The sequence below is a fragment of the Chryseobacterium sp. 22532 genome (assembly GCF_052044665.1).
Taxonomy (GTDB): domain Bacteria; phylum Bacteroidota; class Bacteroidia; order Flavobacteriales; family Weeksellaceae; genus Chryseobacterium; species Chryseobacterium lathyri.
On sequence record NZ_JBQENJ010000006.1, the window covers coordinates 97,528 to 109,943 of the forward strand.

Annotated in this window: 18 protein-coding genes; 4 read left to right on the top strand and 14 right to left on the bottom strand. The window is 38.9% G+C overall.

Annotation, left to right across the window (positions count from 1 at the left end; all coding sequences use genetic code 11):
- Positions 1-31: 31 nt before the first annotated feature.
- The 14 genes from ACTJIV_RS16620 to ACTJIV_RS16685 form a co-directional block, all read right to left on the bottom strand.
- Positions 32-583, bottom strand: coding sequence for a hypothetical protein (locus tag ACTJIV_RS16620; protein WP_111956478.1), 552 nt, complete (start codon positions 581-583; stop codon positions 32-34).
- On the bottom strand, positions 583-960 hold the full coding sequence (locus ACTJIV_RS16625) for a hypothetical protein (protein ID WP_440628774.1): 378 nt from the start codon (positions 958-960) through the stop codon (positions 583-585). The genes ACTJIV_RS16620 and ACTJIV_RS16625 overlap by 1 nt, the downstream gene beginning before the upstream one ends.
- Positions 961-992: 32 nt before the next feature.
- Positions 993-1,550: a hypothetical protein gene (locus ACTJIV_RS16630; RefSeq protein ID WP_440628775.1), complete on the bottom strand. Its 558-nt coding sequence runs from the start codon at positions 1,548-1,550 to the stop codon at positions 993-995.
- 12 nt (positions 1,551-1,562) lie between these two features.
- On the bottom strand, positions 1,563-2,129 hold the full coding sequence (locus ACTJIV_RS16635; RefSeq protein ID WP_111956484.1) for a hypothetical protein: 567 nt from the start codon (positions 2,127-2,129) through the stop codon (positions 1,563-1,565).
- Positions 2,130-2,140: 11 nt separating this feature from the next.
- Positions 2,141-2,512, bottom strand: a complete 372-nt coding sequence (locus ACTJIV_RS16640; RefSeq protein ID WP_111956486.1) for a hypothetical protein — start codon at positions 2,510-2,512, stop codon at positions 2,141-2,143.
- A 57-nt stretch (positions 2,513-2,569) separates the two neighbouring features.
- Entirely contained in the window at positions 2,570-3,115 is a 546-nt protein-coding gene (locus tag ACTJIV_RS16645) for a hypothetical protein (RefSeq protein WP_111956488.1), read from the bottom strand.
- 26 nt (positions 3,116-3,141) lie between these two features.
- Entirely contained in the window at positions 3,142-3,519 is a 378-nt protein-coding gene (locus ACTJIV_RS16650) for a hypothetical protein (protein WP_111956490.1), read from the bottom strand.
- A gap of 30 nt (positions 3,520-3,549) precedes the next feature.
- Complete coding sequence (locus ACTJIV_RS16655) at positions 3,550-4,053, bottom strand: hypothetical protein (protein WP_336378859.1); 504 nt, start codon at positions 4,051-4,053, stop codon at positions 3,550-3,552.
- A 2-nt stretch (positions 4,054-4,055) separates the two neighbouring features.
- Positions 4,056-4,433: a lipoprotein gene (locus tag ACTJIV_RS16660; RefSeq protein WP_440628776.1), complete on the bottom strand. Its 378-nt coding sequence runs from the start codon at positions 4,431-4,433 to the stop codon at positions 4,056-4,058.
- A 132-nt stretch (positions 4,434-4,565) separates the two neighbouring features.
- The gene (locus ACTJIV_RS16665; protein ID WP_440628778.1) at positions 4,566-5,090 is read right to left on the bottom strand and encodes a hypothetical protein; all 525 of its coding nucleotides are present in this window, start codon (positions 5,088-5,090) and stop codon (positions 4,566-4,568) included.
- An 11-nt stretch (positions 5,091-5,101) separates the two neighbouring features.
- Positions 5,102-5,647, bottom strand: coding sequence for a hypothetical protein (locus tag ACTJIV_RS16670; protein WP_111956498.1), 546 nt, complete (start codon positions 5,645-5,647; stop codon positions 5,102-5,104).
- 3 nt (positions 5,648-5,650) lie between these two features.
- Positions 5,651-6,028: a hypothetical protein gene (locus ACTJIV_RS16675; RefSeq protein ID WP_111956500.1), complete on the bottom strand. Its 378-nt coding sequence runs from the start codon at positions 6,026-6,028 to the stop codon at positions 5,651-5,653.
- Between the two features lie 153 nt (positions 6,029-6,181).
- Entirely contained in the window at positions 6,182-7,051 is an 870-nt protein-coding gene (locus ACTJIV_RS16680) for a polyphosphate kinase 2 family protein (protein WP_440628780.1), read from the bottom strand.
- Positions 7,052-7,209: 158 nt separating this feature from the next.
- Positions 7,210-7,674 carry a DUF1573 domain-containing protein gene (locus ACTJIV_RS16685; RefSeq protein ID WP_080780350.1) on the bottom strand — a complete coding sequence of 155 codons (465 nt, stop codon included), beginning with the start codon at positions 7,672-7,674 and terminating at the stop codon, positions 7,210-7,212.
- A 129-nt stretch (positions 7,675-7,803) separates the two neighbouring features.
- Here ACTJIV_RS16685 and ACTJIV_RS16690 point away from each other — a divergent pair, with 129 nt between their 5' ends.
- The 4 genes from ACTJIV_RS16690 (at position 7,804) to ACTJIV_RS16705 (ending at position 12,335) form a co-directional block, all read left to right on the top strand.
- Positions 7,804-10,419 (top strand): valine--tRNA ligase, encoded by a 2,616-nt coding sequence (locus tag ACTJIV_RS16690; RefSeq protein ID WP_440628782.1) that lies wholly within the window; start codon positions 7,804-7,806, stop codon positions 10,417-10,419.
- A complete protein-coding gene (locus ACTJIV_RS16695) occupies positions 10,419-10,733 on the top strand; it encodes a hypothetical protein (protein ID WP_111956508.1) in 315 nt (104 codons plus the stop codon). Before ACTJIV_RS16690 ends, ACTJIV_RS16695 begins: the two co-directional genes overlap by 1 nt.
- A 10-nt stretch (positions 10,734-10,743) precedes the next feature.
- Entirely contained in the window at positions 10,744-11,379 is a 636-nt protein-coding gene (locus ACTJIV_RS16700; protein ID WP_111956510.1) for a DUF4241 domain-containing protein, read from the top strand.
- 65 nt (positions 11,380-11,444) lie between these two features.
- On the top strand, positions 11,445-12,335 hold the full coding sequence (locus ACTJIV_RS16705; protein WP_111956512.1) for a ribokinase: 891 nt from the start codon (positions 11,445-11,447) through the stop codon (positions 12,333-12,335).
- Positions 12,336-12,416: the final 81 nt, after the last annotated feature.

Here is a 12,416-nt window from a genome sequence, read left to right on the forward strand (position 1 = left end):
AATTAATTAGAATTTAGATTTGATTTTTTGATTAATAAAGCTGGATATATGTGGTCACATTACTTCCGCTGGTAATGATAAACATTTCCCCGCTGTTAAGTCCATTTGGGGTCGTAAAATAATCAGGATAAGTATAACATGGATTTCCTGCTATAGCTATATTAGCACTAAAACCAACAACATTATTATTGGTTCCTGCATATACCATCCCGAATTTAGTTATACCCCATCTCGTATTGTTTGAAAACGTACCTCCGGGAACTAAAACCGGGTGATCCCATGGTCTTACATTCGTGGTGTTGGGAGAGGTTCCGACACTCCATTCAGCCATCGGATACAAAGAAGAAGTATACTGATCCCTGAAGTTATCATATTGGAGCTGGGTTCCTGTTCCTGTATTGGAATTGGCGGGCACTATGATAGGAACATTGTTGACCACTCTAGGATAGCATGGGGCAAACATATTGTGTGCAATTACATCTCCCCTGTAATCATAAATTGTATAATTATTGATAATAAGGGTTCCTTGCGCATATGCAGCTATGGAGGCTGCAATACCTAATATTGACAAGATCTTTTTCATTATTTATCAGATTTGATGTTTTTACGGATTTCGTCACTCTTTTGCATATAGATCTGCGTAGCCCATACGATGATCTGGCTCATGTCGCCACCGGTTTTTCTCATTAATTCGGTCTCGGTAACTCCTGTGGACAGGATTAATTCTTTGGAAGCCGGAACAAGAAGAGCCTTTCTTCTGTCGCTCAGTTCGGAAGTATTTCTTTTTCTTTCCTCTTCCGTAGGTCTGTTTTGTGGATCTCCCAGGCTTTTAAAAGCTTTATCGAAGTTTTCCATCTGTGGAGTTTTCATGCTTTCCACCGTATTGACAGCGCTTCCTTCATTGTTGCACGAAATCAGGGTTAGGGCAGCAAAAGCTGCCGATAAAAAAAGTTTTTTCATAATTAATTAGAATTTAGGTTTGATTTTTTTGACTAATAAATTTGCAAATAAGAATAATCTACATTGCTCGTAGTAATATTGAACCACTCTGCATCCCCATAAGGCGTTGATATATACCCTGTGGCACCTGTACACGGATCGGGAGATTCTCCGATCAGCCCGCTGAAAGATGGTTCCGGTGTGGAAGTTCCTGCAAAGTACATCTGAAACTGTGAAGAAGCCCATTTCACATTCGAAGCAATAACTCCTCCGGGTGCTATACTTAGATGGTTCCAGGCACGTATCTGGGATGTAGTAGGGTTCAGCTGTACTGTCCAGTTTGTAGTAGGATACAATGAGCCGGTAAACTGGTCTTTGAAATTTTTATAGGCAAGTTCCTGACCATTACCTGTATGCGAATTGGCAGGAACAGTAATCGCCGCAGGTGTGCTGGATGTTACATAGGGATAGCATCCTCCTGAAAAATTGTGAGCACTGATATTTCCCTGAAAATCGTAGGTGGTAGAATAATTATTAACAATCATCATACTGCTTTGGGAATATGCAGCTGAGAACAATGCTAAGGAAAGAATGGTGAATATTTTTTTCATAAGGAATTCAAATTAATAGATTTGGATATAAGTATAGGTAATTCCGCCACTTGCTATGGTGAATATTTCTGCACTATTGTTTCCTGTTGAAGTCGTCATATTGTCAGAGGCACTGTAGCAGTTGGAGTTGCCGGCAAGAGTGATGGCACCGTTAAAATTATCCGGAGCAAGGGTTGTTGTTCCCGGATAATACATTACAAATTTGGTGGTGGCCCATTTTGTATTGTTTGAAAGAACCCCGCCGGGCATTATGGCTGGGTGGTTCCATAACCTTGGTATGCCGGGCGCAGATGATGTGCTGACGTGCCATTCCGTCATCGGGTATAAGGAAGAATTGAATTGATCTCTGTAGTTGGTATATCTCAGCTCCTGACCATTGCCAATATGAGAATTGGCGGGAACCGTTACCATATCCGGATTGTTGGAGCTGATGTAAGGATAGCACCCTCCGGCAAAATTATTAGCCACTATGAATCCTTTGAAATCATATTGTGAATAGTTGTTCAGAATAAGCGTTCCTCCTTGTGAGTAACCGAAAGAAAAGGCTGCTAATCCCAGTAATGTTAATACTTTTTTCATGATAATTATTTTTAAGATTTGATGTTTTTACGGATTTCATCACTTTTTTGCATGTAAATTTGAGTAGCCCAAACAATGATCTGGCTCATGTCGCCGCCTGTTTTTCTCATTAATTCTGCTTCCGTAATGCCTGTGGACAGAATTAATTCTTTGGAAGCCGGAACTAGAAGAGCCTTTCTTCTGTCACTCAGCTCGGAAGTATTTCTTTTTCTTTCCTCCTCCGTAGGTCTGTTCTGTGGATCACCAAGGCTTTTAAAAGCTTTGTCAAAGTTTTCCATCTGCGGGGTTTTCATAGTTTCCACCGTATTGACGACAGCGCTTTCATTATTGCATGATGCCAGAGTTAATAGGGCAAAGACTGATGATATAAGTAGTTTTTTCATAAGTATTTAAATATTTGTTTTTTTAATTACGTTAAACTTCTGGTTGTGTAACGGGAATTAATAGATTTGGAAATAGGTAACCTGTCCGCCCGTTGTTGTGATGGTAAACCAGTCTGCAGAAACAGTGGTATTGGGCCCGGTCTGGGTTGAGCTTAAGAAACCGTTGGAAAGAATCGGATCCCCTACCTCAAAAGTATCATATGTATATCCCGTGGTATCTGTGAGCCTGAAAGCAAAGCCCATCCACTCATCAACAGGAGTAACCGCTGTGATTATAGGATGATTGTACGGATAATTGCCGGTGTTGGAACTGTTTAAAGGATCGATATAGTACCATCCGGGAATGGGAATGGGATTCGGGCTGCCTGTATTATCGAATTTGTCATATTTCGTGTGACCTCCTGCAGGAATAGTATATACTGAGTAAGGAGGATTCGGAAGGGCATACATATAGGGCTGAGACGATCCTGTGCCGGCTGATCCTACTGTCATAAACCTGCCTTCAGCATCATAAGCGCTGTAATTATGGATTACTATTGAGGAAGATTGTGCAGAAATACTTATTCCTGCTAGCATTCCTAGAATAACAGTTAATTTTTTCATACTTTAATAAATTGAATGGTTAGTGTTTATTTATCGGATTTAATATTTTTTCTGATCTCATCGCTTTTCTGCATATAGATCTGCGTAGCCCAGACAATAATCTGGCTCATATCGTCACCGGTTTTTCTTGTCAGTTCAGATTCTGTTACGCCTGTGGATAGAATTAGCTCTTTAGATGCCGGAACCAGAAGAGCTTTCCTCCGGTCACTCAGCTCAGATGTATTTCTTTTTCTTTCCTCCTCCGTAGGTCTGTTCTGTGGATCTCCCAAGCTTTTGAAAGCTTTATCGAAGTTTTCCATCTGCGGGGTTTTCATGCTTTCCACCGTACTTACAGCAGAACTTTCATTGCTGCATGAGGTTAAGATTAATAAGGCAAAAGCTGCCAGTAAAAAATGTTTTCTCATAAAGAATTAGGATTTAATTGGATAAACTGATTAATATATCTGGACATATGTAGATGTGGTAGTACCGGAAGTAATCGTAAACCATTCTACCATTGCCTGAGGAGTGTTGAAAATATTGGGAACAGGATTGCATGTATAAGTAGTATCTCCCACAGCTCCTACCGATAAAGATGTTCCTGACTGATAAAGCTGAAATTGAGAGACCACCCATTTCGTATTGTTGGAGATTGTTCCTCCCAGGGCAAGACTTGGATTACTCCCCAATCTCAGGGTCGCAGGCGAAGATGATGTAGATACTTTCCAGGTTGTCCCCGGAATATTGTAGCTGTTGTAACTGACAGAATTACCACCGGAAATTACAAGCTCAGGATTGTCTAAAGCGACATAAAAATAACATCCCGGTGTAAACAGATTGGCCGCAGTAACTCTTGTATGGAAATCATACGATGTATAATTGTTGATAACAAGAGGCCCACCCTGTGCATAGGCAAAAGATAAGGATACCAATCCTAGAATAGCTAAATACTTTTTCATAATTATTTCTCTGATTTTAAATTTTTTCTGATATCGTCACTTTTCTGCATATAGATCTGCGTAGCCCAAACAATAATCTGGCTCATATCACCACCGGTTTTTCTTGTCAGTTCAGCTTCTGTAATGCCTGTGGATAGAATTAGCTCTTTAGATGCCGGAACCAGAAGGGCCTTCCTCCGGTCACTCAACTCGGAGGTATTTCTTTTTCTTTCCTCTTCCGTAGGTCTGTTCTGCGGATCACCAAGGCTTTTAAAAGCTTTGTCAAAGTTTTCCATCTGTGGCGTTTTCATGCTTTCCACAGTATTTGCAACAGTATTTTCATTGTTGCATGCTGCTAATGTTAAAACGGCCAGTAAAGCCGATAAAAAGATTTTTTTCATAATTAAGTTGCATTAATATAAGGTAAATGATTAGTGAAATTGGGGCATATAATATCCCTCGGAGAGCAAAACTGCTGCTTTCCGTAAGGGATGTTCAATAAAATAGGCAGCTGCAGAACAGCTGCCGTTTATCTAGAATATCTGCAGGTAAGTGGTCGGGCCGCTAGGCGTGGTTATTGTAAACCAGTCTGCGCTCGAAAAAGCTCCTGTTCCTGAAGCTGTGAATCCTGAATATACCACAGGATTCCCAAGCTGATACATATCAGTTCCTAATGATGGATCTGTCAGCCAGAAATGGAATCCACCCCATATATTGGAAGGGTTCATTACCGTTGCAATAAAAGGATGGTTGTATGGGTATGTTCCGCTATTTGCAGGGTTGACAGGATCTGTGACATACCATGTTGTAATAGGAAGAGAAGCTGTACCTGATGTACTGAATGTATTATATTGTGTAGTAACTCCGACAGGAACAGTGTAGGTACCGTAAGGAGCATTAGGAGCTGCAAACATATAAGGACCGGGCACTCCCGGTGTACCGGTACGGAGTCGGCCTACGGCATCATATGCACTATAGTTCTGTATAATCAGGGGAGAAGTCTGGGCAAAAGAAAGAACTCCTGCCAAAGCTGATAAAAGTAATGATATCTTTTTCATAGTAATAAGGGTTATTGGATGATCAGGTAAGTGTAAACATCTGTTCCGGAAGTGATGGTAAACCATTTGGCGCTTCCCCACGATGTTGTAACAGTGTCAGGGGCAGTATTACACGGAGCGGCAGTTCCTCCGATATCCCCATTGAAGTAGGTCTCAGGTACCGAAGTTCCGGCATGATACATCTGGAATTTAGACATAGACCATTTTGTGTTATTGGAAATAACGCCGCCCGGAACTAGGCTTCCATGATTCCAGGGTCTTGGTGAGGCAGGGGATCCTGCTCCCAAAATAACATCCCAGGTAGAAATCGGGTAACCGGAAAAAGAATATTGATCTCTGTAATTCTCATATTTTACAATAGTGCCTGGCGGTATGATTATGGGGTCAGGATCTTTGGAGATAACTAACGGATAACATCCTCCTCCTACGTTGTTATTGGCATAAATAGTTCCATGGAAATCATAATTGGAAGTCAGATTCTGAATGATCAGAGTTCCTCCCTGGGCGTATGCTGAGGAAACAAAACAGATCCCCAGCAGGAGTAGCAGCTTCTTCATGATCTATTTCTCAGATTTTAAGTTTTTACGGATCTCATCACTTTTCTGCATGTAGATGTTGGTGGCCCATACAATAATCTGGCTCATATCGCCTCCTGTTTTTCTCATTAATTCGGCTTCTGTTACGCCTGAGGAAATAATAAGTTCTTTGGAAGCCGGTACAAGAAGTGCTTTTCTTCTGTCACTCAGTTCGGAAGTGTTCCTTTTCTTTTCTTCTTCCGTAGGTCTGTTCTGAGGATCACCAAGACTTTTGAAAGCTTTGTCGAAGTTTTCCATTTGAGGAGTCTTCATACTTTGTACAGTATTGACAGCTGCTCCTTCACTATTACAGGAGATAATACTTATTACAGCAATTGCTGATAATAATAAATGTTTTTTCATAGCTAAAGTTTAATGATTAGGGGTTAAAAATTAATTTTTGATAAATTTATAAAAAAAACTAATATGAACAACATATTATTCACTTTTTAGTGTCTTCTATGTTAAATTTATTTTATCTTATTTAGCTACGACGTAATAATTTACACTTATGTATTATTCACCTTCAAGGGTTTTTTTTGCTTCGGCAAGCTCTGTTTTTTCCTTTTCTCCAAGTTGAGGATACTTCAGGTCCATCTTCTCCAGAGTATCAATAATAATCTGTATAGCAGCTACTCTTGCAAACCATTTATTATCTGCGGGAAGTATATACCATGGGGCGTGATCCTTTGAAGTTTCGTTGATAGCGGTTTCATAAACTTCCATATACTTTGGGAAAAGCGCTCTTTCAGGAAGATCTGCGGCAGAAAATTTCCAGTTTTTTTCCTGTTCATCAATTCTGTCCAGAAGCCTCTTCTTTTGCTCGTCCTTAGAAACATTTAAAAATATTTTCACAATAGTAGTTCCATTCTGTGCCAGGTGCTGCTCAAAATTTCGGATACTTTCATATCTGTTTTCCCAGAATTTTGCATCAAAATCCTTTACAGAAGACCATGTTTTCTCGCTGAGGTTATATTCAGGATGAACCTTACATACCAGAACACTCTCATAATGTGATCTGTTAAAAATACCAATCATTCCTTTCTGTGGGAGCGCCAGATAATGTCTCCACAGAAAATCGTGGGAATATTCCTTTGAACTTGGAGCCTTAAAACTGGTAACATTGCATCCCTGTGGATTTACACCTCCGAAAACATGCTCTATCAAACTGTCTTTTCCCGCTGCATCCATTGCCTGAAGAACCACAAGCAGGGATTTGCTGCCATCAGCATAAAGCTTTTCCTGCAGTTCCCGCAGTTTTTCTTTTTCCGCGATTAACAACTGCTCACCTTCTTCTTTTGTGAGCTTTCCTTTATACTCTGTTGAAATTTTTTTTATCGAAATTTTTCCCTTTACCAGGAAATCATCTGAAAAATTGGTATCCATATTTTTTAATATTTAAAGATTGAAAAATTGAAGATTTAAAGATTAAGAATTAAAAGGTATCATTAACTAATATCCAAATTTAACTTCTAAATCCTACTTAAATGTAATAAAAAAACCGTCTTCATATTGAAGACGGTTTTTTTATTTTTTAGTAGAGATTACTTTGCTGCTGCTTTTTTAGCAAGTTTAGCCGCTTTCTTTTCAGCTTTTGCTGCTGCTTTCTGCTCTTCAGCTGTTAAAGGCTTTGGTTCAGGAGCATTAGCGTCTACATTACCTTTGATGTAGATTACGCTTCTGCTGTTAGCAGGGTCATTAGAGAAAACTTCGATCATTTTATTGAAAGGTCCGTTAAGAGTAGTGTTATATCCCACTTTAATCTTAGCAGATTTTCCTGGCATAATAGGATCCTGGCTGAACTCAGGTGTAGTACATCCACAAGAAGGTTTTACATTAGAAAGGATCAAAGGCTTGTCACCAGTGTTTGTTACTGTAAAGAATCTTGTACCGTCAGCACTTGGTTTGATAGTACCATAGTCAAAAGTAGTTTTGTCAAACGTAATTGTTTGTGCAGATGCCAATGCAAATGTTCCGAATAATGCAATTCCTGCAATTAATTTTTTCATATTCTTGAATGTTAATATGTTTGTTAGATAAATTTCAAGAAACAAAGTTAAAAATTATTTTAATTCATACTTAAAATTTTTTTTCTTTAGACTATTTTTGCAAATTGTAAGCAAAAGAAATAGAATTTTATGCAGATTTCAGAAAAGTACAATCCACAGGAAACTGAACAGAAATGGTACAACTTCTGGATGGAAAACAAATTTTTCCATTCGGAACCCAATGAGAAACCACCATATACTGTGGTAATTCCTCCGCCAAACGTAACGGGGATATTACACATGGGACATATGCTGAACAATACCATTCAAGATGTTCTCGTCCGCCGTGCAAGAATGCAGGGCTTTAATGCCTGTTGGATTCCGGGCACAGATCACGCTTCAATTGCCACTGAAGCCAAAGTTGTTGCTAAACTGAAGTCTGAAGGGATCAATAAATCAGATATTACCCGTGAAGAATTCTTAAAGCATGCCTGGGAATGGACCGATAAATATGGAGGAACTATTCTTGAACAGCTGAAAAAGCTGGGATGTTCATGCGACTGGGACAGAACCCGTTTCACCATGGAAGAAAAACTTTCTCAACAGGTGATTAAAAGCTTTGTAGATCTATATAATAAAGGATTAATCTACAGAGGTTACAGAATGGTTAACTGGGATCCGGAAGCAAAGACCAATATTTCTGATGAAGAAGTAATATTTAAAGAACAGAACGGAAAACTATATTTCCTTAAATATAAAATTGAAGGGTCAGAAGAATTTCTTTCCGTAGCTACAACACGTCCCGAGACTATTTTCGGGGATACTGCCGTATGCATCAATCCTAATGATGAAAGATATGCTCATCTGAAAGGTAAAAATGTAATCGTACCGATCGTTGACAGAGTAATTCCTATTATTGAAGACGAATATGTAGACATTGAATTCGGTACCGGAGCGTTGAAAATTACACCTGCCCATGATACCAACGACTACGAGATAGGGCAGAAGCATCAGTTAAAAATGATCGATGCTTTGGATGATGACGGAAATCTTAACGAGCACGGTTTACACTATGCAGGTAAAAACAGATTTGATGTAAGAAAGCAGATCGCAAAAGAATTACAGGAAAAAGATCTTTTACTGAAAGCAGAAGATTATGTAAATAAAGTAGGAACTTCAGAAAGAACAGGTGCAGTTATTGAGCCTAAAGTTTCAGTTCAGTGGTTCTTAAAAATGTCTGAAATTGCTAAGCCTGCATTGGATGTAGTAATGGATGATGAAGTGAAATTCTACCCGGAAAAATTCAAGAATACCTACAAGCACTGGATGGAAAACATCCGTGACTGGAATATCTCCCGTCAGCTTTGGTGGGGACAGCAGATTCCGGCATTCTACTACGGAGATGGAGAAAATGATTTTGTGGTTGCAGAGACTAAAGAAGAAGCTTTAGAATTGGCAAAACAAAAAACAGGAAATCAGGAATTAACTCTTGAAGGTCTGAAACAGGACGAAGATGCTCTTGATACCTGGTTCTCATCATGGTTATGGCCAATGTCTGTATTTGACGGTCTTCTGGATCCTGAAAATAAAGATATCAACTATTATTATCCAACCTCTGACCTGGTTACAGGTCCCGATATTATTTTCTTCTGGGTAGCCAGAATGATCATGGCCGGATTGGAATACAGAAAAGAAGTTCCGTTCAAAAATGTTTATTTTACAGGAATTGTAAGAGATAAGCAGAGAAGAAAGATGTCAAAATCTTTAGGAAACTCTCCGGATCCGCTTGAATTGATGGATAAATATGGTGCAGATGGAGTTCGTGTAGGAATCTTATTGAGTTCTGCAGCAGGAAATGACCTTCTCTTTGACGAAGATCTGATGCTTCAGGGAAGAAACTTTATGACGAAAATCTGGAGTGCATTCCGTTTAACCCAAGGATGGAGCAGAGAAAATAAACCATTGAACGATTCAGATAAAAATGCAATCGAATGGTTTGAACATAAATTAAATAAAACAATCGGGGAGATTGAGCAGCAGTTTGAGAAATTCAGAATTTCTGATGCTCTGCACCTGATTTATAAACTAATTTGGGATGATTTCTGCGGATGGTACCTCGAAGCAGTGAAACCAAACTATGGGGAAGGAGTTTCTGAAGAAGTGTATAAGACAACAATAGCTTTCTTTGAAGAGTTGATGAAACTTGTTCATCCGTTTATGCCGTTCCAGTCTGAAGAAATCTGGCAGCTTATCTCGGAGAGAAGTATTGAAGAAGCTTTAATTGTTGCTCAGCAGAAGAAAGCCGCAGTATTTAATGAAGAGATAATCAAAAACTTTGAAACTGCTGAAGAAATCATTTCCGGAATCAGAAATTACCGTCAGACCAAAGGAATTTCGCCTAAAGAAGCTGTTGAGGTTTATACAAGTGCCTCAAACTTTGAAAATGAAGCGGTGATCAGAAAGCTGGCTAATGTTACTGAAATTCATTTCGCAGCAAAGACAGATAAGCCTAGCTTTACATTCCTTGTTAGTGCAACAGAAGTTTCTATTCCTCTGAGCGAAAATTTAGATTTGGGTGCAGAGAAAAAGAAAACAGAAGAAGAATTGGCTTATTTGAAAGGATTTCTAATCTCTGTAGACAAGAAGCTTTCCAATGAAAAGTTTGTAGCTAACGCTAAACCTGAAGTTGTAGAAGTAGAGCGCCAGAAACAAAAAGATGCTCAGGATAAAATTGCAATTCTGGAAGAGAAACTGAAAAGTTTGTAATGAACTTTAAAGATAAAGTTGGGACTTTTAGGGTCATTAGCAGTTTTACCATCAGAAGAAAAAAAGAGTTTTACCTGATTGGAGAACTGTTGGACGGAAATTTGATAGAAAACAGTTATGTCAATATTGTTTTAAATTCAAGCCTGGCAGTTTCTGCAAAAATTTCTTCTACAGAAGATATTGAAATGGCTAATGACCCTAAAATTTATCAGCTTTTAATAATTGAAAGCCCGGAAGATGAAATGAATAATATTTTATTTTGTCTCAATGTAGGGAGTGAAAATGTACACATCACATTGACTGGTGCAGATTAATAAAGAATAAATGACACACATAGACAACATAAAAAAACTATTCTCAAGAAACTTCGTGGAAAGTCCTTTACTGGAAAGCTTTGAAGTTGGGAAACTCTATCTTTCCAGTGGAAAGCTCGTTGCCTGTGATCCTTTGATCACGAATGACATGTTGCCTTTCACAACAGAATTTCCAAAAGGTAATTTCTCTGTTTTACTGCATAAAGAAAGAGAAAGCAACTGTGTTGCGTATGCAGAAGTTATTTTCAGCAATACAGAAATTACAGACTGGAAAATGGCTGTTACTGAAGGCCAGGATATTAAAGATCTTGCTGAAGAGGAAGTTTTCGGATATCCTGTAGAAAGTGGAATGGGATGCCTGATGGATGTAGATACCCAGCATAGCCTTAACGAGCTTGAAAAAAAGTTGTATCACAATAAAGGGGCAGATTTCATGGGAATCTATGAAGAATTTTTCCATGATTATTTCTTTGATGAGAAAGGAGCTATAGACCAGTATGCATTTCTGAAACCTGCTGAGGAGCATCCCGGAACAATCTTTGCCTTTGAAACAGGATATGGTGAAGGGTTTTATGCCAGCTATATTGCATACGACCAGGATCACAAACCTGTGAAGATAATTACCGAATTTATTGAAATAAGTTAATTAAATTAGTTATTTTTGAACCTAGTTCTCTGAAAACATTATATTAAACTCAGATAAAAACACCAATGAAATTCTCATCAGAACAACCCAAAATTATTGTAGTAGGCAGCTCATCAATTGATCTCGTTTTAGAAACCGAAAAAATTCCTCAATCCAATGAGACGGTTCTAGCTGTCAAATCAGATAGTTATTTTGGAGGAAAAGGGGCCAATCAGGCGGTGGGAACTGCAAGGCTGGGAGCCAGTGTCTATTTTATAGGATGTGTGGGGATGGATCCTCTTGGCCAGCAGATCATGAGAAATCTTGTAGGTGAAGGTGTAAATGTAGGCTTTGTCCATGAAACCGATATGGAATCTACGGGAACAGCATATGTAACTACCAGCCATGGAAATGCAGCCATCGTAGTAGTTCCTGCTGCTAATAAACACCTCAGCATTCAGCATGTGGAAGATGCGGACCGTTATTTTAACAGTGTGGATCTTGTTCTCGTTCAGCTTGAAGTGGCGATGGAGGTAGTAGAATATGCAATCCGAAAAGCTAAAAAATACGGAAAAAAAGTAGGCCTTTATGCTTCGCCGGCGATGAGAATCAGTGAAGGAATTATAGAAAATGTAGATTTTATTGTGACAAAAAGTAGTGAACTGCATACTGTTTTCGGTGAAGATAAGCGAGAAGAGATCCTTAAAAAATATTTCAATAAGGTTTTCGTAAGGGATGATACCAATTCAACGGTTTATTTTGATGGAACGGAAATGAAGTACTATAGGAATGATAAAGACGAGACGGTTTACAAAATGGGAATGGGAGATGCCTTTACTTCAGGATTTGCTGTAGCACTATGCCACGGAAATTCTATCGAAGATTGTGTGAAATTCGGTAATGAAGTTTCTTCGAGGGTTTCCGGAGGGAAAGGTTCACAGACCGGACTTCCCAGAATGTCGGATTTCCTTTCCTAAAGCTATTTGCCGCATATCGAAAGCTGTAAACTTAACATAAAAATATAAGTAAAATCTCCACTTTTATAGTGGATTTTTTCT